Genomic DNA, 22,703 nt, shown 5'->3' with positions numbered 1-22,703 from the left:
GTACAGGCCCCGGCACCCAGCTCGGGACTGGAGGTATCTTGCCGTGTCCCCACCCCCCACCTCCGCACCCTGTCGTGAGAAGCACGGTTGGCCAGCCCACCAATACAGGCTGGAAACCACCGACCACATCGCCGACGCGCTGCTGTCCGCTCCCTGACAGACCCCGCCGACCAGCGCCCCGCCCCGTCACCGCGTCACTTCACCCAGTACTGGGCAAGCGCACCCTCGTGGTACGGGGCGGGGCTGACGTCGAGGTCGCCGGCGAAGGGGCGGTCCAGGACGACGACCAGGAGCAGGCTGAACCCGACGAGCGCGGCGACCGAGGCGACGAACAGCATCTGGACCCGCCGTTTGCGCAGGCCGTAGAGGAAGGTCAGCGGAACCAGGACCAGTGCGCCGCCGAACGCTAACACCTGGAGCAGTACCGGGAGTTCCTGGCGGGCCATGGTGATACGGGCCCGTCGCTGTGTGGCGACGTCGTCGAGGTGAGCGACGGCCTGTTCGTAGAAGACCTGCTCCCGTTCGTCCTTCGGGTCGTACGCCTGGAGTGCCTGGTAGGCGGCCCGCAGATGGGTCTCGGTCGCCCCGTAGCTGGGGTTCCCCTCGCGCATGCGGGGCCACTGGTCCTCGACGACCGCGTGGACGTAGCCGCTCAGGGCGGAGTCGAGGCGGGCGTGCACCGGCGGTGGGAAGGCGGCGGCGTCGCGGGCGATGAGCGCCGTGTCGGTGGCCTCCGAGGCGACGATGGTCTGAGTCTGCTCCACCTGGGTCCACAGAGTGACGATCACGAACGCGAGGATGATCCCGTAGATAGCGCCGAACATCCCGAGCGTCACACCGACCATGTCGTTGTGTTCCCCTTGGGCCAGCGAGGGGTACCTGCGCCGCAACAGCACACTGCCGGCGACGGCCAGCACGACCGTCCCGCCGACGGTGATGACGGCCAGCGTGAAGGTGCTGAAATGGTTGAGCAGCCACAGTGACATGAGCGCGGAGTCTAGGCCCGGCGCAGCAGCTCAAAACCGCGTGCATGAAGGCAACTGCGGGCGTACGCGAATAAGTTCACCCCGCCGAGTGAGCCCGATACCGCATCCAGCATCTGCCGGTGGCAGTAGCCCTCTGGCTGCCCGCCCCGGCCCTCCAGCCGGGCCGGCACCGGCAGTGCATCCCGCACGACCGTCCACTCTGCATCCGTCATGTCCGGCGGATACCGCCGCACCCTGTTCGGACGGTCGGCCGCGCTCCCGAACCGGTGCGCGAGGCAATCACACGACGACACGCAGGAGTTGGACGGGGCGAGGACCGTCACGCAGGACGGAAACAACAAGGCCTCCTGGTACTCGAGTGGCGTCGCAACGCCGAGCTACCAGGAGGCCCTGTACTCATGCATCCATCTGGCCAAGATCACCCGCCCAGCACCCTGTTCGATCAGAACCGACCTCATGATCGATAGGTTGTGCGCGACGGGTGCGCGCAGCCCGGGCCGGTTCGCCGTCCGCCCGGGCGATGCCCGCGGTGGCGGCCGCCGCTCGTCAGCTGATCGGAGTCAGCTGCCAGAGCTCGGAATCGGCCCCGTTGTCGGTGTTCTGGAGCGCGCTCGCTCCGGGGTCGGTCGAGGCTCCGGAGACGTCCAACGGAAGCCCGCTGCGCACGTTGACCAGCTTGACGTAGCCGTGACCGGCGTCGACCACCTTCCACAGGTGGTCGTCGTGGCCGTCGTCGTCCCATTGCACGGCGTTGGCGCCCGGGTCGCCGGAACCGCCGGCCATGCCGAGCAGCAGGCCGCTGTTGACGTTCTTGAGCTTGTACTGGCCGTTGCCGGCGTCGATCAGCCGCCACTGCTGGTTGGCGGTGGCGTCCGCGGTCTGCTGCACGACCGCGCCGCCGTCCGTGGTGGAGGCGCCGTCGATCCCCAGGTCGAGGTTGCTGTGCTTGTTGGTGATCTGGATCGCCGGGGCCTTCGTGCTGGCGATGGTGACCTGGTCGGGGTAGGCGGCCACCAGTGGGTCGGTGACCGAGGAGGGGGCGTCGGTGTTCACCACGATCCGGTCGTGCATCCCGTCGTAGTGGGCGGCGGCGTAGTAGATCGTCGAGCCGACCGGCTCGATCTGGTCGACGGCGGCGACGATGATCTTCTGGACCTGCTCGTTGGTGAACTTCGAGCTGCGCCAGGTGGTCGGGGTGGGCCAACTGGTCGGGGTGTTGCCGTTGGAGTCGGTCCAGTGCTGCGGGATCTGCAGGTTGTCGATGTCACCGGCGAAGTCGGACGGGAAGATGATCACCGGGCCGGTGGTCGGGTCCTCGTAGGCGGACAGGGCGCAGTTGTAGTCGGCCAGGGCCTGCAACTGCTCGCTCGCCGCGGTCGCGCCGCCGGTGTTGCCGGGGTTGGACGTGAGCGAGAGCTGCGGCTCGCACACGGTGGGCGGGGTGCTCGCGGGCGGGCCCTGGATGACGACCTGGTCGGGGTACTTGGCGGCCAGCGGGTCGGTGACGGACGAGGGGGCGCTGGTCTGCACGATCACCCGGTCGCTCGCGCCGTCGTAGGCGGCGGCCAGGGAGTAGGTGGTGGTGTCGTCGCCGGGCTGGATGGCGTCGAGGACCGCGTTCTGCACGGTGTTGAGCTGGTCCTGCGTGAACACGGAGCTTTTGGCGGTCGTGGGGGTGGGCCAACTGGTCGGGGTGTTGCCGTTGGAGTCGGTCCAGTCGCTCGGGTGTTGCAGGTTGTTGATGTCACCAGTGTAGTCGGACGGGAAGATGATGATCGGGCCGCTTTTCGGGTCCTCGAACGCGGTGAGGGCGTGGTTGTAGTCCGCGAGTTCCACCACCTCCTCCCAGTCGGAACCAGTGGCAGTGTCGGCGTGTGCGGCCGCGGCCGGCAGCAGTGACCCGCCCGCCAGCACAAGCGACAGGAGGGCGAGCAGGGCGGCGTGCGGCCGCTCCCGCAGCGCGGAGCGCATGCGGCGCGGCGCTGTTGATGCGTTGTCCAACATGGTCTTCCTTGAGTCCGAGGGGCGGGCGATCACGCCGTCGTCTGCGTGGTCGGTTGTGTCGAGAGTCGAGCCGGTCTCAGCCATGGTTGTCGCCGCCCCTGCACCGGGTGATCGCTGAGCAGCCGCGGGTATACGGGTTCGCCGCGATCGAGGGCACGCCGAGGTAGGTGTCCCTGTTGAAGCGGGCGCTCGGGTCAGCGGACGGGTCATAGGTCATCCGCGCCTGGGCATGGGCGGGGTTGCCTATGAAGCGGTCGTACCTGAACGTCTCACCCCGGTATCCGAGCTGGCCATTGATGACCTCATCCCTCATGCGGTACACGCGCACGCCAATGATCGCGGTGTTCGGGATGTGGTGGATGTACGCCCACTCCTGCTGGCCCCCGAAACGCGCCAGTCCGGGGTTTCCGCGCACCTGGTCGTCGGTGTAAAGAGCGTTCCGCGCCATGCGGGCATCGATGACGTACACGTAGGCGTTCGCCTCCACCCAGTTGCCGGTGCACTGACCGGTCAGCGTCCAACCCATCCCCGGAAAGGGAGCCCACTGCGCACTCGGGCGGCCGGACCGGCAGGGATTCGTCATCGCCGCACCCAGATTGTTGCGACCCTGGCTGCGGGCGAAGGTTTCCGACACCGACACATTCGCGCTCGTGGAGATGTAGCCGCTGCCGTCGCGGCCTTGGATGTGGCGCGGGAGGTCGTAGTCGGTACCGACCGCTGTGAAGCCGTTGTTGAAGATCTCGTACGGCGACCGCGAGTCCCCGCGGTACACCTCGTTCGGCAACTGCCGTTCGCTCACCGTGTCGGTGTTGACGATGTTGGAACACGAGGAGGAGTTGCCGAAGCCGTTCGGGCAGTCCCAGAACCCTGCCGCGTGCGCCGGGCTGGTTGAGACGAGGGCCTGGGTCAGGATGACCGCGACGGCCGCGAGGAGCGCCGCGAGTGCTGATATCCGGTAGCGCATCTGCCAGTTGGGCAGACGCGTTGCTGCTCGATTGAACATGAGCTCTCCGTCGGGGAGTGGTTGCGGTGTGCCACTGCACCCGCCGGTTGGAGTGCGAGAGCGTTCTCACGCCTTGTCGTGGCTTTCACCTGTGTGGATGCCATGGACGATGCAGGTGAGGGGCAGGCCGAAACAATGGGGGACGGATTGAATGGGTAGGCGGCCGCTTCAGGATGGGTGGGGCCGATGACGCCGGCCAGGGCGGCCACTGCGGGCGACCGGATCGGGGCGTCCCGTGAAGGAGGTTGTGGACGTGCTTGGCAAGGTCGGTCCGTGGCTGCCGGCCACCGCGTGATCGCGGCGAACGCGATGGCGGCGGGGCGACGGCGGCGACGATCGTGGGGCCGTCCCGCGCCAGGGTCCTCATGGTGTGACGGTCTCTGTTCGGACGCCCATGACCGTGGTGGAACGGCACTGACGATGCAGATCCGCAGTGCGGTGGAGCAATGAGGCGCGCGTCACAAACGTATTGATTGGGTAGGCAGCCGCAATAAAGTGGGTGCCGCCGACGAGGGCGGGCCGACCAGCCTCCGCCGGTCATCTTCCGTCACCAGTCGAGCCATGATGTGTCCGTAAGGGACGGTGCTCAGGTGGCTGACCAGCAAGGCTCCTCCGGTCTTGGCCGGGGCTTCACATTCGTCGGTCGCCGCCAGGAACTCGATCTGCTACTCGCCGTCACCAGACGGCCGCCCGCCGTGGTCATGATCGAGGGCGAGGCGGGCATGGGCAAGTCCCGGCTGGTGCACGAAGCCACCGCGATCCTAAAGACCGAGGGGTGGCGGGTGGTGACGGGCTTCTGCTGCCCACTGCGCGAACCCCTGCCGTACGGGCCGGTGGTGGACGCGCTCGGCAAGGTCGGTCCGTGGCTGCCGGCCACCGGGCTGCCGCCGACGGCCGGGGCACTGGCTCCGCTGCTGCCGGACCTGGCCGACCGCCTCCCGCTGGCGCCCGCCACACCGGGCCACCCAGGTGCGCTGCGCCACCAGTTGATCCAGGCCGTGCGCTCCGTGCTCGACGCGGTCGGGCGGGTGATCCTGGTCGTCGAGGACCTGCACTGGGTCGACGACGCCACCCGCGAACTGCTCCTGCTGCTCGCCCGCGACCTGCCCGACCAGTTCGTCCTTGTGGTCACCTACCGGGCCGAGGACCTGCCGCCCGGGGCCGCAGCCCTGGGCGCGGCCTACCGGCCTCCGCCCGGTGCCGGCGGCACGGTGATCCGGCTGTCACCGCTGACCGAGAACGATGTGGCGGATCTCGCCGGGGCGGCGCTCGGCAGCCATGCCACTCCAGAGCTGTGCGCGGTGCTCCATCGCCGCAGCGAGGGCCTGCCGCTGGTCGCCGAGGAAGACCTGATCACGCTGCGGGACCAGGCGTGTCGCGACGTCAGGGAGCTGGAGCGGGCCGAAGTGCCCACCGGTCTGCAGGAAGCGGTCACCGAGCGGCTGACCTCGCTGTCGCCGATCGGCGCCGCGGTCGTGGACGCGGCGGCGGTCCTGGCCGTACCGGCCACCGAAGAACTGCTGGCCGAGGTCGCCGGCCTGGACGGTGACGCGGCGGCCGAGGGGCTGGTCGACGCGCTGCGGGCGGCGGTGCTGCGCGTGACCGATTCCGGCCGCTACACCTTTCGTCACGTGTTGGCCCAGCAGGTCGCCTACCGGTACATCCCGTGGCCTCGCCGGGCCCGCCTGCACCGGCGGGCCATCGACGAGCTCCAAACCCAAGACCCCCTCCCGCTGGTGCAGATCGCCCGCCACACGCTGGCCACCGGCGACCAGGGGGGCTGGCTCGAACAGATCGAGCAGGCCGTCGACCAGGCCGTCGCGCTCGGCGACACCGGCACCGCGGCGACCCTCCTGCACCAGATCCTGGACCGACCCCACGTCGACACCGAGCGGCGGTCCCGAGCCGCGCTCACGCTCGCCCGGATCGTCAACTACGGCGTCGACTACGCCGTGACCGCCCGCGAGCTGCGGACCGTGCTGGACGATCCGAGGCTGCCGGATGCCGTCCGGGGCGAGATCCGCCTGGGGCTCGGACTGGTCATGCTCAACCTCGGCGCCGACCCGGCTGGTTTCCGCGAACTCGCCCACGCCGTCGACGAACTGGCGGCCACCCAGCCGCACAAGGCGGCTGTGGCGATGTTCAACCTGGCCCTCAACGAGCGGGACGGTGCCGCCGCGCACGCGTGGGACTGGCAAGGCCGAGCCGAGCGGACCGTCCGCGACGGCGCCGACGAGAGAAGCCGGAGACTGGCCCAGATCAACCGGCTCATCCTGATGGGCCGGGACGGCGATCCCGCCGTCTGGCCGCTGCTGGACCGGCTACCGCGCCGAGATGCCGCCGGCGCGGTGCCGCGCGACGCCACCTACGCGCTGTACGCCCTGGCCGAGGTGGCGATCCAGCTCGGCCACGACCGGCGGGCCCGCGCTCTGCTGCGCGAGGTCGAAGACTTGGTCGAACACGCAGCTCACGGGCGCATCGAGTGCCTTCCCCTCGTTGTTGAGCTGCGCCTGGACTGGCTGGCCGGGCGCTGGACCCGTCTGGAGGAGGATTACGCGGCCCTGGCGCAGGCACACCCCGACGTGAAGCAGATCAACGTGGACCGAACTCTGTGCCAGGGACACCTCGCCTTCGCCCAGGGACGGCGCTCCCTGGCCCACGACCACTTCGCCACCGCGGCAGCGGCCGCCAACGGCACGAGCGAGGTGGACGTGAGCATCCGGATCGCCGCAGCGCTCGCCGCGGTCCGGCTCGGCGAGGGTGACCCGCAGGCGGCCTGGACGATCGCCGAACCCGCGCTGTCGATGCTGCGAGGACTCAGGTCCTGGACTCGGACCATGGACCTCGTCCCGGTCGCGGCCGAGGCCGCGCTGGCCTGTGGACACCACGCATTGATCGAACGACTCGTGGCGGCAGCCGAGTCGGACCTGTGCGACCGCGACGCGCCGGCCGCCTCGGCCGAACTGGCGCTGGCCCGAGGTCTGTTGCTCCGCGCCACCGATCCCGCGCGGGCCGCCGAGCACTTCGCCGAGGCGCAGCACAGATGGCAGGACATCGGCCGTCCCTACGAGGTCGCCAAGGCCGCCGAACGCCGGGGTGAAGCCTTGACCTGCTCGTCTGCCGAAGACGCGACGACGCACCTGGCCGACGCCGCGGGCGGCTTCACCGAGCTCGGCGCGACCGGCGACGCCGCACGCTGCCAACACCGCCTGCGCGAACTCGGTGCCCAGACGTCGCGGCGACCGGGGCGCCGCGGCTACGGCGGCGAGCTGTCGCCCCGTGAACTGGAAGTCGCCAAGCTGCTCGCCGACGGCGCCACCAACCAGGACATCGCCCAGACCCTGTTCTTGTCCCCCCGCACCGTCGAGAAGCACGTGGCCCGCGTCCTGGCGAAACTGCGCACCGAGCGGAAGGTCATCCAAGGCGGCCTGCCGAACTCCGACCGGCCCGGATCCCACGAACCCGTCTGAGAAACGCGCCGAACACCATCGATGAGACTGCGGAAACGCCGAGCAGAGCCGCTGGAGCGCGAGGTCGCCACTGACGTCGGCAGAGCCGATCGCATGTCTACCGGTCAACTCGTCTCCACCCCGACCGGCCCGTGCTGCGCGACTCCCTCCGCAGCCTCGGCGAGACATTCACCAGCGCCGCGCTCAGCACGGACGGAACCCAGGCGTAGGCGGCCGGTGGCAGGCGATCAGCTGGTGACCACGAAGGGGGCGGTGTCACGGACCAGTTGGGATCCGGCAGCCTCGAAGGTCGCCCTCAACGGTCGAGCGCCTTGCGCAGGCCGCTTCGCGACGCCTCTGCCCATACGGCCGGCAGCTCCCGTTCGCGGCGGTCGGCCGCGGCTTGTTCCTGTCCGTACAACAGACCCCAGACGAAGCCGGTTTCCCCGGCCGCGTGGGCTGCCAGGGCTATCTCTCGCAGGGCGTCCCGTGCCACGACGCTGTCCTGGTGGTCCCCGAGCACCTTCTGGACGGCCTTGACGCGCTTGCCGAGTCGCTTGGCGGGCTTTCCGAGAGCGTCGCGCGCGGGCTCCGTGGCGTACCGCGTCCGTTTGGCCGCCTTGCGGGCCTCGTGGAGGGCCGTGTCGCGTTCCGTGCCGGGCGGCAGGTCCAGCGCGAATGTCACGCGGTCGGACAGCCGGCCGTACTCCTTCACTATGGCCTTGGTCATGACTTTCTCCGGTTTCCGGGCGGCCTTCGCGCGTAGCGGGGGCCGTTCCGTCAGCACTGCCAGAGAGTCCAGAAGGGCCAGGTAGCGGTCCGAGTTCAGGGCGTCCAGAGTGCGTCGGCGAGCCTCGGAACTCTTGCCGGCGTCCCAGATCCGCAGCCGGGCCGAAACGGGCCCGAAGGCCAGCTCCTGAGGCAGCGCCTCGAGCCTTGAGCTCAGCCGTTCCAGGAGGACCTCCTGGTCGCGTTCCGCGCCCAGCTCACCGCCCAGCCACTTGAGCTCCTTGCGGACCGGGTCGGTGGCCTTCCGGTCCAGGACCGCCCGGTAGGAGCGCAGGACGCTGCGCAGCCGCCGAGAGGCGACGCGCATCTTGTGCACGGAGTCGGGCACGTCACGCCGTACCGCGGGGTCCAGCCTCACCAGGGCGCTGATCTGATCCGCCACATGGCCGAGGACCGCTTCGCCGGCGGATCCGCGGGCCACGGTTTCTCCGGCGCGTTCGCCCGCAAGACGGGGCGCTCCCACCGCTGTCTCCTCCAGGGCCCGGGCCAGCTTCGACGGGGAGTCGGCACGCTCCACGCCGCTCTTGCGCAGCGTCTTGTCCACGACGTCCAAAAGAGCTGGGTCGCCGTCCGGTGCGAGCTCGACCTCCATCTCGGTCCAGGAGGTGACCGGCGTGCCGGTGGCGAGCAGTGATTCGGCGCGGACCGCGTCGATGCTCAGCTCGGCGAGGGCGGTGCCCTGCGAACCGACGAGCTGACGCACACCACGGGTGGAACGGATACGGACGACCGGCCGCAGGTCCGCGCCTCGGGTACGGGAGAGAGCCAAGTCACTCAGCGTGTCCGGAACAGTGTCGGAGAGTGGGGCCCTGACCTCTTCCCTGCTGTCTCCCGGCAGCGGCAGCTTGAGATGCCAGCCCTCGTCCGCCCCGCCCGTCCTTCTGCGGAGCGTCACCGAGGCACCGGCCAATCGCAGGTCTTCGGTGTCGTAGTACACGGCGTCCAATTCCTCGGTGCCCTGGTCCACGACGGACTCGATCCCGCCCACACCTGTGAGGTCGGGCAGCCAGGTGGTGCCGTCGGCCGACGGGGCTTCGTACTTTCGCTCTGTTTCCCGCTGGGACTCGGTCATGTCCTACGCGTACACGCCTGGGCGCCAAACAAACACCGCAGGTCTCCCCCCTTCCCGACATGTCAACGACCCGTCGTTAAAGCGACGGGCTTGCACAGCGGGCGCCACTGGCTGTGGTGCTGCGCTTGCGTGGGCGTCGGGGGTGGGTCTGGGGCGGTTGACTGCGCCCCGCGTCGCCACAACGCCTCCGCACGTGCACCTATGTTGCGGGAGCCGTTCCGGTCAGCGTGATCAACGAATCCGCAGGACCGGTACACGAACCAGGCCTGGGAGACCCGGTTCGCCCTGTCGCGGTGGCCGCATTCGGCGCAGGTGCGGGAGGTGTGTGCCGGATCGACGTACACCACTGGCACTCCCGCTTTACGGGCCTTGTACGCGATGAACTGCCTCAGCTGGGCGAAGGCCCAGCTGGATTGGGTGGCCCTCCCCCACTGCCTTACTGATCGTTTCAGAATGAGGTCCGCAGGCGGCGGAGGCGTATGAGGCTGCAGGCCAGTTCGAGCAGTCCCTGATGTAGGTCCACGCGTCGTTCGTAGCGGGTGCGGAGTCGCTTGAATTGATGGAGCCAAGCGAAGGTGCGCTCGACCACCCAGCGGACCTTGCCCAGCCCGGAGCCGTGGGCTGTGCCGCGTCGGGCGATCATGGGCTTGATGCCGCGCTTCCACAGCAGGCGGCGGTATTTGTCGAAGTCGTAGCCGCGGTCGGCGTACAGCCGCCGGGGCCTGCGGCGGGGGCGGCCCGATAGGCCCCGGATCGGCGGGACCGCGTCCAGTAGTGGCAGGAGCTGGGTGACATCGTGCCGGTTGCCACCGGTGAGCGTGACGGCGAGCGGGGCCCCGTGACGGTCGACGATCAGGTGGTGCTTGGAGCCGGGAGGGCCCGGTCGACGGGAGAGGGACCGACGTGATCCCCCCTTTGAGAGCCCGGACGTGCGAGCCGTCCACGGCGCTGTCGTCCAGGTCCAGCAAGTCGGCGCGGCGCAACTCGCTGAGCAAGGCGGCGTGCAGGCGGGCCAGACGTCGGCCTCGGTCCAGTCCCGCAGCCGGCGCCAGGCCGTCACGCCGGAGCAGCCCACCGTCTCCGCGGACATCACGCCAAGCGACGCCGGTCCGCAGCACGTACAGGACGCAGCGCGCGCAGGGCGAGCCCGAGGGTGGCGTCGGGCCTTGGTCGCCGTCGGCCACGCGATCCTGACCTCGATCTGGCACATACTCACCAACAACGCCGAGTACGCCGATCTCGGAGCGGACCACTTCCTCCAGCGAACGGGCCGGGCACGCCAGACGCGGCGTCTGGTCAGCCAGCTCAACATGCTCGGAAATCAAGTGTCCCTCCAATCAGAAGAATCGGTCTGAACTGCGGCGTTGGGGGATTTTCGAATCAGACTCACTCGACCAGGGCGTGCGGCAGGATACGGAACCAACGCGGCTCCTGTGCCTGTGGGTTGAGACTTCGAACACCCCCCAACGGCACGGGAGTCTCGTGCGTTGCGCACACCACCCGCGTCACCCGATCGATGGCCGAGCTGAAAATGCTCCCTACGTTGTTCTGCGGGAGGCGGTGAGCCCTTCGTATGGTTCACCCACCCAGGGGTGCCGGGTGTGGTTCAAAAGGCTCTGCCGCTTGTGGCTTTCAGTGATTGGCCGCCCGGCGCCCCACGACGACTCGGCTGCCAATTAGGAATTGCGAATGATCGCTGTGTAGGGAATCGACAGCGAGGTCGTCCGTCGGGAGGCACCAGCACCACACAGCACGGAGGCACCACATGGCCGCGATCTGGGCCGGCATCGACGCAGGCAAGACCCACCACCACTGCGTCGCGATCGACGACAGCGGCCGCCGGCTGCTGTCCCGACGCGTCGCCAACGATGAACCCGAACTCCTCCAACTCCTCGCCGACGTACTGGCGTGGACCGTGGCGGAGGAGGCGCTACACGCCGCGATTCCCTCAACTCGCTTACTTCCAGCGCCGTTACGGCTGTATCGATGCCGTCGAGGTGCATTGACGCGAGGGTCTCGAAGAGGGGTACTCCGAGGGCCCGGAAGGGCACCCCTCTCATGGCCAGGTCGGCTCAAGTTCTACCGCTGCCCAGAAACGTGGGCGAGCTCAAGCGGTCAACGCATCACCGCTGTTCAGGAGGTCAGCGTAGACCTCTGCCGGAGTGCAGTAGCCGTGGGTCTTGCGTGGACGTAGGTTGAGCTCGTGGGCGATGGCGTCCAGGGCGGCCTGGCTGAACGTGCGAAGGTCCGCGCCCTTGGGGAGGTACTGCCGAAGCAGCCGGGTGGTGTTTTCGTCGGTCCCGCGCTGCCACGGACTGCGCGGTTTGCAGAGGTAGATCGGCATCGCGGTCTCGGCGGTGATGGTCTGGTGCATGGCTATCTCCCGCCCCGGTCCCAAGTGAGCGTTCGTCGTAGCTGGGGCGGGATGCCGAGGAGACTCCTGGTGAGGTGTGAAGTGACCTGCTCAGCCTTGATTCCGTTGGATAGCGCGACGATGGCTGTGTAGCGGCTGGTGCGCTCGACGAGCGTGGCGACGGCCGAGGGACGGGTGCCCATCACGAGGTCGCCCCCCGTGGCCGGGAACCTTCCGGTCCTCGACCTCCGCGGGTCGGGCGCTGATGGACACCATGCCGCGGATGATGCCCCGCCCGGTGGGCGGACGAGCGATCTTCGGGCGGCGCATGGGCCTGCCTGACTGCAGCCGCTGTGTGAGGCTGCGGTCGATTGCCTGGGCGGCGACGAGGGTCGTATAGCGAGAGGTAGATCGCTTCGTGCGAGATCTGCATGGCGGCGTCACCAGGAAACTGCCGCTGCAGCCAGCCTGGGATCTGCTCGGGTGACCAGCACAGAGCCAACTTGGCTTCCACCAAGGCACGTAGACGGCCGTTGGGCGAGCTTGGCCTGCTAGGGGGCGGCGGCCGCGTTCGTAGGCGGCTGCATGAGCCGAGGCGGCTCGGTAGCGGTGCCGGCCGCCGTTGCGGGCGATCTCGCGGGAGATGGCCGAAGGGCATCGGCCCATCCGCTTGGCCAGCCGCCGGGCCGATTCCCCGGCGGCGATGCCGCGGGATATCTCCTCACGTTCGCTGCCGCTCAGATGTCGCTCTGAACGCGTCTGCGGCGTGAGGCGGACGCCGCCGCTCTGGTACAGGAATCGACGAGCGTGCTGCATCGGCGCCCCGAGCGCCCGCCCGATCAAGCTGAACGACTGCCCCTCGCGCCAGCGTCTCCAATTCTCATCCTGCTGAGCCGGCGAAAACCCGTAGTCAGGCACCAGTGCCTCCACGATCACGTGATCATCCGTGGGTGGTGCGTTGATCACTTGAGGGTCAGACCGGACCACGAGACCCCGAGGAGGAGATGGTCCAAGGATCGGACGAGGAGGAAGTTCGGCACGAAAACCACCGGCCGGGTCGGGTGCGGCGCCTCAGACGTCGGCCTGCTCCGTGAAGTGCTGGAGGAGGGCTGTCTGGATCTGATTGAGGAACAGGTTGTTCTGCTTGAGCTGGGTCAGCCGGGTCGTAGCGTGGGCGGCGTACTCCGGCTCTTCCACGGCCGAAGCGGCGAGGAAGGCGGCGAGGATGTCTATGCCGCGCGCCGTGTCCGCGAAGTGGCCCACGGGGACCAGGCGGCGGTCGAGCGGGACGGTGTCGTCGGCGGCCACATTCGTGACCAGCGAGGGCTGCCATTCGTCCGCGTTGGTGAGCGAGTGATGGGTGTCGAAGCGCACGGTGACCGTCTCACCGGCAGGTACGTCGACGCTGTACGCGCCGTCGTCGTCGGTGTAGGCGCGGTCGATGAAGGTGAGGTCGGGGCGGTAGACACTGACCTTGATCATGAAGATCGGCTCATCCCCGGTGACGGTGCGCACATGCCCGTGCATGTGAGTCTCCTCTCGGGCAGGGCCGGGATTCTCGTCGACGATGTGCGGGCGCGGCCGAATGCAACGAACGCAAGCCTGACGGAAAGACCGCAAGTCCGATTGAAGGGCGAACTTCTGAGGGGTCATTCGGACGCACCTGATTCCAGGTTCGTCCCGTGCGCGGACCATGTCAATTTCAGCCGTGGCCAGCTTGGCATGAAAACGGCTACAGGAACAGCACGGGAAGCAAGGGGTGTGCCGCACAGGGTGACCCCATGTCCGTCGAGGCAATCCGATGCCGTATCACCTACGAAGGACAGGACCCTTCCAGACACTTCAGGTAGTTGTTGAAGCGGAAAAATGTGAAAGAGAAGCAACAACATTCGCCGTAGTGGCGGAGTTGACGGCTTCCGACTCCTGGCGCGTAATGGAATTAAGCATAGGAAATCCAGGGTGGGATGCCATCACTAGGAGCGTCCATGATGATGCGGAATGTGCACATGCGGGCGTGGATCGAAACAATTGCCGCTGCCATCAGTGGGACCCTGTTCGTCGTCACCCTGGTCTGGCGCGATTGGATTGAGCAGGTTTTCGGTGTCGAACCAGATCTGGGAAGTGGCGCCCTGGAATGGGCCATCGTCGCTGTGGCGCTGTGCACCACGGTCGGTTTCTCGCTACTCGCACGGAGTGAATGGCGCAGGGTCAGAGAACGCCCCACCGCGTGAGCGGACTTGAGCGGTCCACGGTTTGACGACCGGGGTCCGGGACGATCGCGACATGACCAGCAGGAGGTTGCACCATGCCGAACGAACCGCGCAGCGGCCGAGCATACGAGGCACAAGACGCTGCTCTGGCACAAGCCGGCCCGGCGCAGTCCCTCTCCGATGATGAAGCGGATGCCCGGTCCGATGTCCACCCTGACGAGCGACAGCGAATGCTGGATGAGCGTGAGGAGAAGTTCACTCGACGGCGTAAGCCCATGGGCCCCACTCCTGGCCAGACCCCCGAAACCGTTCCGGAGGACGCCACGTCGACGTCCGATGAGCCCAGTACCACGCCGGAACCCCACGAGCCCTAAGGCGACCGCAGTGACGTGACTTCGCTGGGAGGACGGCAGTCATGGCAACAGTTCGTATTGTCCAGAGCACGGGCCTGGACGACCATGCGACAAGCACCCAGACGAGCACCATCAACGAAACCACGGCCGCGGCGTCGAACAGCAACATCTTCGTCACAGGCAACTGGTTCGCCAGTCGCAGCAGCACAACGGGCAAGGAATGGGAGCTGGTGGATCCGTTCACCGCTCTGCCCTCTGCGGCTGGAGGGTTCTGCTGCGACCAGATCGTGGTGTATGAGCCGAGCCGAGACATCTGGATCTGGATACTGCAGTACATCGCGCACGAGGATCCCGCGCAGCCCGGTGTCCGGAACAACGTCTTCCGAGTGGCGGTCTCCCCCGGTACGGACCCCTCCGCCTTTCACTGGTGGGACTTTGCTCCGATCTCCCTGAACGCCGATTGGCGGGACATGTGGTTCGACTATCCAGACGCGGCAACCAGCGCGAACCATCTCTATGTCACGTTCAACGCCTTCAACGCCGCCGGCCACTGGCAGCGGGCCTTCGTGTTCAAATTCCCCCTGGACACACTCCGGGCAGGGACCTCTCTGGGCCACCAGTGGTGGTCGACCACGGACCACGGCTCTCTGCGGCTTACCCAGGGCGCCACCGGGAGCATGTTCTTCGCCAGCCACAACAGTGGCACAACCCTCCGCGTGCACGGCTGGCCGGACAATTCCAATACCGTGGGGTGGTTCGATGTCCCGGTCAGCCAGTGGAGTGCCGGTCCCTACAGCGCTCAAGGGCCTGACGGCAAGGACTGGCTCGCCAAGCGGGTGGACTCCCGGATTACCGGCGGCTGGGTGAGCGGTACCCGGGCTGGGTTCCTGTGGACTGCCGCGGCACGCGCTGGCCGTCCCATGCCCTACACCAAGGGTGCAGTCGTCGACGTCACGACGCAGACTCTTGTCGAGGAGCCTGAGATCTGGAACCAAGAGTCCGCTTATGCCTTCCCGGCAGCCTGTCCGAACGCCCAAGGTGTCATCGGCGTGAGCCTGTTCATGGGCGGCGGCCCGCTGCACCCGAGCCATGTCGTCGGCTTCCGCGACGGTGGCGACTGGCGTCTGGTCTTCACACGGCAGAGCACGCAGGGTCCAGATACTGGCACGTGGGGCGACTACCTCACTTGCCGCCAGTACCACCCGGAGACGTCCGAGTGGGTGGCCTCCGGCTACACGCTTCAAGGCGGAGGCGACCGGAGCGCGGTTGAGCCACAGTATGTCCACTTCGGTATCGGCTGATTGACGTGTGGGCGGTGCCGTCGTACTTCTACCGTGTCGAGGTGGAGGTGGGGCGCCATGGTGTCGTTGCCGGAAGAACTCCAGGCGCGGGAGGCCGCGGCTCAACAGAGGGTCAAAGAGCTGCAGGCCGAGGCCGCGGAGTTGGCCGTCCGTCTGGAGAAGGCACGGGCTGATCTGTCGCGGTGGAGATCACGCGGGAGACCGTTGTGTTCGTGGCCACGACCGGCTGCACCTGGAGGCAACTGCCGCCGGTCTTCGGCCCGTCAGGGGTGACCGCCCATCGCCGCTTTACCGAGTGGAGCCGGGCCCGCGTCTGGGGCAAGCTCCACCGCTTGGTCTGGACGAACTCGGACCACGCGGGGAACTCGACTGGTCGCGTTGCGCGATCGACTCGGTAAACATCAGGGCTCTCAAAGGGGGGAACTGACAGGTCCGAATCCCGTAGATCGCGGCAAGAAGGGATCAAAGATCCACTTGCTCAACGAGCGGACCGGTCTGACACTCTCAATCGGAATCTCCGCCGCAAACACTCACGACAGCCAGGGACTCGAACCGCTCGTCCGCGGCATCCCACCTATCCGATCACGCCGTGGACCGCGCCGGCGCGCCAAGCTCCATGGCGATAACGGCTACGCCTGCAACTACCCGCAGCGATGGCTACGCTCGCGGCACATCACTCCACGTATCGCACGCAAAGGCATCGAAAGCTCCCGGCCTGTCCCGTCACTGTTGGACCGTGGAGCGCACGGTGGCCTGGCCATTCGGGTGCCGCCTGCACCGCCGTTACGAGCGTAAGGCCGAACACTTCCTTGCCTTCGCGGGCATCGCCGCCACTCTCATCTGCTACAAACGTCTGGTTCGGTGACCTCGTCCGCTCCTGACCGACTACGGGAAAATCACTTGCCCGCTCCAGTCAGTCGTGGAACAGTGTCCCACGCTCTGCGACCTTGCGGGCACACTCACGGTGAGGAACGAAGCCATTGTTCTCGGCGTCCCCCAGCGGCCGCCGTCGGCACTGAGCGCCTGCTCTGCAATAGCCTCAGCCTGCCGCGCTGTTTCCTACGGCGGCCCCACGATCGATGCCTGACGCATCGCCACTCTCCCGCGCCCCGAGCTTCCCGAGTTCGCCAGGGGCCCTCCAGAGACTTCGTGAGGTCAACACCCACCATGGACATCCAGGTCCAGAGCTTTGCCGTCACCAACCTCCGCCGTCGTCCCATGGTCGTCGAGACCGGCGGCTTCGTCGCGGGATTCACCCCCGATACCGACAACCCCTACCTCAACTATGCGACCCCGCTACCCCGCTCCGAGCCGACGGAGCAGGACATCGCGGCGCTGATCGGGATCTTCCGAGAGCGGGGCCTGCTGCCCCGGCTGGAGTTCGCACCGCAGGCCGCCCCCGCCGTGGCGCCGGCCCTGCGGGCGGCAGGCTTCGACACCGAGGCGGTGCACGAATACCTCGTCTGCACCCCCTACACGCTGATGGTCCCCCAGTCCGCCGACTCTCCGCATGTGGAGAGCCCAGCCACCGACGAGGAGTTCGCCGAGCTCGATGCTGCGCTTGCCGAGGCATTCGGTGGCGTCTTCGCACCCTCCGCACAGGGTGCAGCCCGACTGCGCCGCACCCAGCAGAGCGGCGGAGCAGTGCTCTTCGTCCGCGACCCGCAGGGGGGCATCGCTGGCGGGGCGTCCTGCTCCCCCTCGGCCGAGGGCACCGCAGAGCTGTCCGGTGTCGGCACTCGGACCGCCTACCGCGGCCGCGGCATCGCAGCCGCAGTAACCGCCGCGCTGACCGAAACGATGTTCGCCCAGGGAGCCGGGTCAGTCTGGCTGGAGTACTCCGGAGACGGTTCCCGTCGCGTTTACGAGCGGGTTGGCTACCGACCTCAAGGCACTCGCCTCTACCTCTCATTGCCCCACGCGCAGCAACCCTGACGGCACCAACCGCTTGGGGGCGGCCTCCTACCGCCCCCAAGTTCCCGGTGCCCTCCAGTTGAGACGACCTCTTACGCGGCCGCCCCGGCCCACTGCGCCGCCCTCGCCCTGACCGCCCTCCTCACCCAGCTTGGATACGCAACCGCCGCACCATGGCCGCGTCTGCCGCACATCACCGCGCGCACCCTCGCCGTCTGGGCCTTGGGCGACCACTTATCGCTCCCTTCCCTCCAGAAGGTCGCGGCGGCGCTCGGATGCGCAACACATGTGTTGTCCAACAGACATGTGGCCGCTCCGGAGCAGATCCCTGCAGAGTTCGCCCGGAGGATCCTCGAATGAGTCGGCCAGGATTGACACGAAGGCGTGCCTGGCACGCCGGCCCGTCACCTCAGACCGACGCCTCCCCCGTGGGCTGGCGCGCGGTCTCCGCTGCCGTCAGCAGGGCCACGAGGATGGGCGACTGCCTCAGCCACGCGCTGTACGACAAGCAAGCCAAGAAGATCGGCAACTGGTTCGGGCTCTCCTCCTACGCGGCCGACAGCAACAAGAACTCCTCGAGGTACCTGATGTTCTGGTACTACGGGTGGGGCGGCGCGGCCGACACCTCGGCAGACTGGGGCACCGCGCTCACCCGGCAGCTGGAGTTCTCCCGCTGGCGGCAGTCGAACGAGGGCGCTATCGCGGGCGGTTCGACGAAACAGCCGGCGGGCCGCTACGCCAGTCCCCGGCCGACGAGTCGACCTTGGAGCGGGTGGCCGGCACCCTCAAGGCATTGGCCCGGCACAGCTCGCCCACCAGCGTCTCCGGCATCGCCCGGCAGGCCGGGTTGGACCGCACGGCCCTCTACCGGAACCGCGACCTGCTCGTCCTGGTCCATGCCGCTGAACATTGAGCCCGCCGCGCAGAATCCGACAGGCCCCGACCGTCAGCCGCGCTGCGCTCCAGGCCGACCGCGCAACGCGCAGGCACTCAACCCCCGGCTCGTCGCCCGCGTCTGCCCGAGGCGCCGGGGGAACAGGTCTGGCGCCAGCCCGGCCTCGCTGCCCCTCCAGCGTCGAGGAACTCCAGCACACGATCACCCGCCCGGAACAGCAGGCCGTTGATCCCGAGGCGGTACTGGAGGACGTAAGGCCGAACCGACGGCTGCTGCCCGGGATGCCGACCGGCAGCTGCTTGCGGCTCGGAATCAGTGCAAGTGACCAGGCCGTCAGTCCGGCGCCACTTCCGAGATCAGCGCCCGGACCCGGGTCTCGATCGCGTCGCGGATGGGGCGTACGGCGTCAACACCCTGCCCCGCCGGGTCGTCGAGCTGCCAGTCCAGGTACCGCTTGCCGGGGAAGACAGGGCAGGTGTCGCCACAGCCCATGGTGATCACGACGTCGGATGCCTGGACCGCTTCCACCGTGAGGATCTTCGGAGTCTCGGCGGAGACGTCGATGCCGACCTCCTTCATCGCCTCCACGACGGCCGGGTTGACGGTGTCCGCGGGAGCCGAGCCGGCGGAGCGGACCTCGATGCGGCCGCCCGCGACGTGCGTGAGGAAGGCTGCGGCCATCTGGGAGCGGCCGGCGTTGTGGACGCAGACAAACAGCACAGACGGACGTGACGTGGCGGAAGAGCTCATGAGCAGGGGCTTTCTCTCGGGAACAGATTCGGTCAGGTGACGGCGGGTTCCGGGTCGCCGTGCGGGACGGCGACCTCATCCGGGACGGCAGCGGGCCGGCCGTAGACCACAGCGACAGCCGTCAGCCCGAGCACGGCTCCCAGCAACTGCGTCGCGATGAACGGGGTAACGGAGGCAGGTGCGATGCCGGCGAAGGTGTCGGTGAACGTCCGGCCGATGGTCACCGCCGGGTTCGCGAAGGACGTGGAGGAGGTGAACCAGTAGGCGGCGCCGATGTAAGAAGCCACCGCGGCCGGAGCGAGCGCGGCGCGGCCGATCCGGTTCAGGCCGAAGATCAGCAGGATCAGCCCGGCCGTGGCGACGACCTCGCCCACCAACAGGTGCCCGGCCGACCGGTTGTGGGCGGAGAACTTGACCAGCGGCTTGGCGAACATCGCGTCGGCCAGGATCGCCCCGCTGATCGCGCCGGAGATCTGGGCGGGCACGTAGGCGGCGACATCCCGCAGGGCCAGGCCGTCAGGATCACGACGGCCGCTGAACCAGGCGGCGAGCGTGACGACCGGGTTGAAGTGGGCGCCGGAGACGGGCCCGAGCAGCAGGATGAGCACGCCCAGGCCGAAGACGGTGGCGAGGGAGTTGGCGAGCAACTGCACACCGACGTCGTGCGACAGCTCGGTGGCCTGGATGCCGGATCCGACCACCACCGCCACCAGCAGTGCGGTGCCGATCGCCTCAGCGGCGAGGCGGCGGCCGAGGGAGGCGCTCACGCGGTGGCGCCGGTGGGCTGCGCGGTGGCGAGGAACGCGGCGAGCTTGTCGAGGACACCGGGCAGCACCCAGTAGTAGACCCACGTGCCGCGGCGCTCGCAGTCGATGAGGCCGGCCTGGCGCAGGAGCTTGAGGTGGTGGGAAATGGTGGGCTGGGACACGTCGAAGGCCGGGGTCAGGTCGCACACGCAGATCTCCCCGCCCGGTCCGCGCGAGGCGATCATCGACATCAGGCGCAGTCGGACCGGGTCGCCCAGGGCCTTGAAGACCTTCGCCAGGTCCGCGGCCTGGTCCTCGTCCAGCGGTGCGGCAGACAGCCCTGCGCAGCAGGCGGCGTCCTGGCCGACCACCTCAAGCTCTTGTTTCGACATGCCTCTATGTTGACGTTTTTCAATTCAAGGCGCAAGGTTGCATCAATGAACGTCAATACAGGCCGTTCCGGGGCTTGCCATGCCCCGTCACCCGGGAGTGAGTCATGACCGAGCAGTCCACCGACCTGCGTGAAACCGTCCGCCGACGGTACGCCGCGGCAGCCGTGAAGGTCACCGAGGGCGGCACCGCCTGCTGCGGGCCCGAGCCGGTAGAGGTCGACGAGAACTTCGGCTCCACCCTCTACGCCGCCGACGACCGCGAGGCCCTGCCCGCCGCGGCCGTCGCCGCTTCGCTCGGCTGCGGCAACCCCACTGCCGTCGCCGAACTGCGCGAGGGCGAGCGGGTCCTCGATCTCGGCTCCGGCGGCGGCATCGACGTCCTCCTCTCCGCCCGCCGCGTCGGACCGACCGGCAAGGCATACGGGCTGGACATGACCGACGAGATGCTCGCCCTGGCTCTCGCCAACACGGCGAAGGCGGGCGCCACGAACGTCGAGTTCCTCAAGGGCACCATCGAGGCCGTCCCGCTGCCCGCGAACACCGTCGACGTCGTCATCTCCAACTGCGTGATCAACCTGTCGACGGACAAGCCCGCCGTGTTCGCCGAGATGTTCCGGGTGCTCAAGCCCGGCGGCCGGATCGGCGTCTCCGACGTCGTCGCCGACGACTCCCTCGCCCCCGAGCAGCGCGGCGAGCGCGGCGACTACGTCGGCTGCATCGCGGGCGCGCTGTCCTTCGCGGAGTACCGGGAGGGCCTTCAGGCCGCGGGGTTCACCGACATCTCGACCACCCCGACGCATGCCGTCGCCAACGGCATGCACTCCGCCATCATCCGCGCCGCCAAGCCCGCCGCCGGACCGGTCATCGCTACGGCATCGGCCACGGGCGACTCCTGCTGCGGTGTCACCGCCTGCTGCACCTCGGCTGAGCAGTCTGCCGATCCGTCCGTCACCGTCAGTGAGGCCAAGAACGCCGCTGGATGCGCCTGCCAGAGCTGACCTTGCGCCTCCGGCGACAGGCGCGCAGATCGCCTCTGCCGGGGATGGCTCACTTGTGAGGGTCGAGATGTTCACAGACCTGCTCGTGCCCGGCTCGCAGGTCGCAGTGTGCCAAGTCAGCGTGGTGGAAGACGCGTTGATGGTCGATGCAGCCGGGTGCGGTCCTCCATGGCTGTGCCCGGACTGCGGCCAGCGGGCCACCCGTGTCCACAGCCGCCACTGGCGCCGACTCGCTGGCATGCCCGTTGCCGGTCGGGAAACGGTGGTCCGTCTGCGCGTCCGCCGCTTCTTCTGCGACCACACCAGATGCCGACACAAGACCTTCGTGGAACAGATCAGCGAACTGACTGAGCGATACCGGCGGCGGGCAACACCGTCCCTGCGGTCGGCGCGGCGCTCGGTCGCCGTGGAACTCGGAGGCCGCCCCGCCCAACCTCTGTGCGAAAAGCTCCGGTTGTACGGTGGGCGAACAGCGCTGTTGAGCATGCTCACGGCTCCGCCGACACCGCCGCGGGCCCCGAGGGTGCTGGGCATCGACGAGTTGGCCTTCCGCAAGGGACGTACCTACGGGACGGTCCTCGTCGACATCGAGACCTCCCGCCCGGTTTGACGTGCTGCCCGACCGGGACACCGCCACGGTCGCCGCCTGGCTGCGTCAGCACCCTGGAGCACAGATCATCTGCCGCGGCCGATCCATGATGTTCACCAAGGCCGTCCACCAAGCCGCACCACAGGCCCAGGAAGCAGCAGACCGTTGGCATCTCCCGGAAAATCTCTCCTCCGCCGTGGAGAAGACCTGCCGCCAGCACCGCGACTGCCGGCGCGCCCACGCCGCCCGGCACCTCCCGCCTCGGCCAGGGGCTGTCCGGAGCGGTCGTTCAGGCACTCGTGCTCACGGTGTTCCGCACGAGGGATGCGCGTGCCGCCGATGAACTCGAGCCTGTCACGGCTGCCTGAAGACGCAGCAGAAGCACGCCTCCACACGACTCCGCAATGACGTCGAGGCCGCGACGGCCAACTATCTCTGAGCGAAATGGCCAACCGTCTCTCAACACAGCCGGGTCACCAGCACTCTTGCCACCACCCCTGACCAAACCAACTACCGAGACTCTGCCACGGGCCTACTCGCCCGGCGGAACTCGAACGAAACCCTCGGTCCAATGGTCCTCATCGAGCTCGCAGGGGTCGAAGTAGAAGCACTCCGGTTCATCACGGAAGCCCGGTAGTAGTCGAGCCTGCCGCACACGCTCTTCAACCCGTTCAAGGGTTGAGTAGATGCCGAGCAGCTTTACGTCGTCGCCGTCCAACTCGTCGCAGAACACGCCGTTCTCATCGACGTGCACTGTCGAGCCGTCGTCGCCGGCTTCGTTCTGGTGGCCGACATGCCACAGCGGATACACGATCACGGACGCGAAGCTATCAGCAGGCGAGTTCGTGGGACCTGCGGTGTTCGGCGCCCCCTCACCTTCTGGGACCTCACGAACACAA

General features: G+C 68.1%; 19 protein-coding genes and 6 pseudogenes. 13 read left to right on the top strand and 12 right to left on the bottom strand.

Features of this window, described 5'->3' with window-relative positions:
• Positions 1-194: 194 nt before the first annotated feature.
• The 3 genes from CRP56_RS42555 to CRP56_RS42540 form a co-directional block, all read right to left on the bottom strand.
• Complete coding sequence (locus CRP56_RS42555) at positions 195-986, bottom strand: bestrophin-like domain (protein WP_097273429.1); 792 nt, start codon at positions 984-986, stop codon at positions 195-197.
• Positions 987-1,532: 546 nt separating this feature from the next.
• Positions 1,533-2,990, bottom strand: a complete 1,458-nt coding sequence (locus tag CRP56_RS42545) for an RICIN domain-containing protein (RefSeq protein ID WP_179851265.1) — start codon at positions 2,988-2,990, stop codon at positions 1,533-1,535.
• Between the two features lie 76 nt (positions 2,991-3,066).
• Positions 3,067-3,993 carry a hypothetical protein gene (locus CRP56_RS42540; protein WP_097273425.1) on the bottom strand — a complete coding sequence of 309 codons (927 nt, stop codon included), beginning with the start codon at positions 3,991-3,993 and terminating at the stop codon, positions 3,067-3,069.
• Between the two features lie 590 nt (positions 3,994-4,583).
• On the opposite strand from CRP56_RS42540, the gene CRP56_RS42535 reads away from it, so the two are divergent.
• On the top strand, positions 4,584-7,463 hold the full coding sequence (locus CRP56_RS42535) for an ATP-binding protein (RefSeq protein ID WP_097273423.1): 2,880 nt from the start codon (positions 4,584-4,586) through the stop codon (positions 7,461-7,463).
• 295 nt (positions 7,464-7,758) lie between these two features.
• Here the strand turns inward: CRP56_RS42535 and CRP56_RS42530 are convergent, their stop codons facing one another.
• The 3 genes and pseudogenes from CRP56_RS42530 to CRP56_RS42520 all read right to left on the bottom strand — a co-directional run bounded on the left by CRP56_RS42530 (position 7,759) and on the right by CRP56_RS42520 (position 10,393).
• Positions 7,759-9,303, bottom strand: a complete 1,545-nt coding sequence (locus CRP56_RS42530) for a CYTH and CHAD domain-containing protein (RefSeq protein WP_097273421.1) — start codon at positions 9,301-9,303, stop codon at positions 7,759-7,761.
• Between the two features lie 76 nt (positions 9,304-9,379).
• Positions 9,380-9,743 (bottom strand): annotated as a pseudogene (locus CRP56_RS42525) (zinc ribbon domain-containing protein); the annotation flags it as partial.
• An 8-nt stretch (positions 9,744-9,751) separates the two neighbouring features.
• A complete protein-coding gene (locus CRP56_RS42520) occupies positions 9,752-10,393 on the bottom strand; it encodes an IS5 family transposase (RefSeq protein ID WP_257041790.1) in 642 nt (213 codons plus the stop codon).
• A gap of 76 nt (positions 10,394-10,469) precedes the next feature.
• On the opposite strand from CRP56_RS42520, the gene CRP56_RS42515 reads away from it, so the two are divergent.
• Positions 10,470-10,658 carry a hypothetical protein gene (locus tag CRP56_RS42515; RefSeq protein WP_257041787.1) on the top strand — a complete coding sequence of 63 codons (189 nt, stop codon included), beginning with the start codon at positions 10,470-10,472 and terminating at the stop codon, positions 10,656-10,658.
• A 410-nt stretch (positions 10,659-11,068) separates the two neighbouring features.
• A pseudogene (locus tag CRP56_RS42510) lies at positions 11,069-11,212 on the top strand (IS110 family transposase); the annotation flags it as partial.
• Between the two features lie 198 nt (positions 11,213-11,410).
• On the opposite strand, the pseudogene CRP56_RS49485 reads toward CRP56_RS42510, so the two are convergent.
• Positions 11,411-12,574: pseudogene (locus CRP56_RS49485) on the bottom strand (IS30 family transposase).
• Between the two features lie 153 nt (positions 12,575-12,727).
• Complete coding sequence (locus CRP56_RS42500; RefSeq protein WP_097273419.1) at positions 12,728-13,183, bottom strand: carboxypeptidase-like regulatory domain-containing protein; 456 nt, start codon at positions 13,181-13,183, stop codon at positions 12,728-12,730.
• A gap of 458 nt (positions 13,184-13,641) precedes the next feature.
• On the opposite strand from CRP56_RS42500, the gene CRP56_RS42495 reads away from it, so the two are divergent.
• The 6 genes and pseudogenes from CRP56_RS42495 (at position 13,642) to CRP56_RS47850 (ending at position 18,347) form a co-directional block, all read left to right on the top strand.
• Positions 13,642-13,887: an ABC transporter permease gene (locus CRP56_RS42495; RefSeq protein WP_257041785.1), complete on the top strand. Its 246-nt coding sequence runs from the start codon at positions 13,642-13,644 to the stop codon at positions 13,885-13,887.
• Between the two features lie 394 nt (positions 13,888-14,281).
• Entirely contained in the window at positions 14,282-15,520 is a 1,239-nt protein-coding gene (locus CRP56_RS42490; protein WP_097273415.1) for a hypothetical protein, read from the top strand.
• A gap of 203 nt (positions 15,521-15,723) precedes the next feature.
• Positions 15,724-16,385, top strand: a pseudogene (locus tag CRP56_RS42485) (IS5 family transposase); the annotation flags it as partial.
• Between the two features lie 302 nt (positions 16,386-16,687).
• Positions 16,688-17,455 (top strand): GNAT family N-acetyltransferase, encoded by a 768-nt coding sequence (locus CRP56_RS42480; protein WP_097273413.1) that lies wholly within the window; start codon positions 16,688-16,690, stop codon positions 17,453-17,455.
• 152 nt (positions 17,456-17,607) lie between these two features.
• A pseudogene (locus CRP56_RS49395) lies at positions 17,608-18,168 on the top strand (glycoside hydrolase family 48 protein); the annotation flags it as partial.
• A 38-nt stretch (positions 18,169-18,206) separates the two neighbouring features.
• A complete protein-coding gene (locus CRP56_RS47850; protein ID WP_179850905.1) occupies positions 18,207-18,347 on the top strand; it encodes a hypothetical protein in 141 nt (46 codons plus the stop codon).
• A gap of 315 nt (positions 18,348-18,662) precedes the next feature.
• Here CRP56_RS47850 and CRP56_RS42465 read toward each other — a convergent pair whose 3' ends face one another.
• The 3 genes from CRP56_RS42465 to CRP56_RS42455 are packed head-to-tail and all read right to left on the bottom strand — an operon-like array spanning position 18,663 to position 20,217.
• Positions 18,663-19,079, bottom strand: coding sequence for an arsenate reductase ArsC (locus CRP56_RS42465; protein ID WP_097273411.1), 417 nt, complete (start codon positions 19,077-19,079; stop codon positions 18,663-18,665).
• Positions 19,080-19,111: 32 nt separating this feature from the next.
• On the bottom strand, positions 19,112-19,846 hold the full coding sequence (locus tag CRP56_RS42460; protein WP_097273409.1) for an aquaporin: 735 nt from the start codon (positions 19,844-19,846) through the stop codon (positions 19,112-19,114).
• Positions 19,843-20,217, bottom strand: a complete 375-nt coding sequence (locus CRP56_RS42455; RefSeq protein ID WP_097273407.1) for an ArsR/SmtB family transcription factor — start codon at positions 20,215-20,217, stop codon at positions 19,843-19,845. The genes CRP56_RS42460 and CRP56_RS42455 overlap by 4 nt, the downstream gene beginning before the upstream one ends.
• A gap of 104 nt (positions 20,218-20,321) precedes the next feature.
• On the opposite strand from CRP56_RS42455, the gene arsM reads away from it, so the two are divergent.
• From arsM to CRP56_RS49385, 4 genes and pseudogenes are all read left to right on the top strand, one after another.
• Positions 20,322-21,215: an arsenite methyltransferase gene (gene arsM / locus CRP56_RS42450; protein WP_097273405.1), complete on the top strand. Its 894-nt coding sequence runs from the start codon at positions 20,322-20,324 to the stop codon at positions 21,213-21,215.
• Positions 21,216-21,282: 67 nt separating this feature from the next.
• Positions 21,283-21,504: pseudogene (locus tag CRP56_RS49390) on the top strand (transposase family protein); the annotation flags it as partial.
• A gap of 195 nt (positions 21,505-21,699) precedes the next feature.
• Complete coding sequence (locus CRP56_RS48770) at positions 21,700-21,825, top strand: hypothetical protein (protein WP_257041784.1); 126 nt, start codon at positions 21,700-21,702, stop codon at positions 21,823-21,825.
• Position 21,826: 1 nt separating this feature from the next.
• A complete protein-coding gene (locus CRP56_RS49385; protein ID WP_097273400.1) occupies positions 21,827-22,147 on the top strand; it encodes a transposase in 321 nt (106 codons plus the stop codon).
• 189 nt (positions 22,148-22,336) lie between these two features.
• On the opposite strand, the gene CRP56_RS42435 is transcribed toward CRP56_RS49385, so the two are convergent.
• Positions 22,337-22,621 (bottom strand): DUF7336 domain-containing protein, encoded by a 285-nt coding sequence (locus tag CRP56_RS42435; protein ID WP_097273398.1) that lies wholly within the window; start codon positions 22,619-22,621, stop codon positions 22,337-22,339.
• Between the last annotated feature and the right edge of the window lie 82 nt (positions 22,622-22,703).

The sequence above is a fragment of the Streptomyces sp. TLI_55 genome (assembly GCF_900206255.1).
Classification (GTDB): domain Bacteria; phylum Actinomycetota; class Actinomycetes; order Streptomycetales; family Streptomycetaceae; genus Streptomyces; species Streptomyces aquilus.
This window is presented reverse-complemented; position numbering and strand designations above follow the sequence as displayed.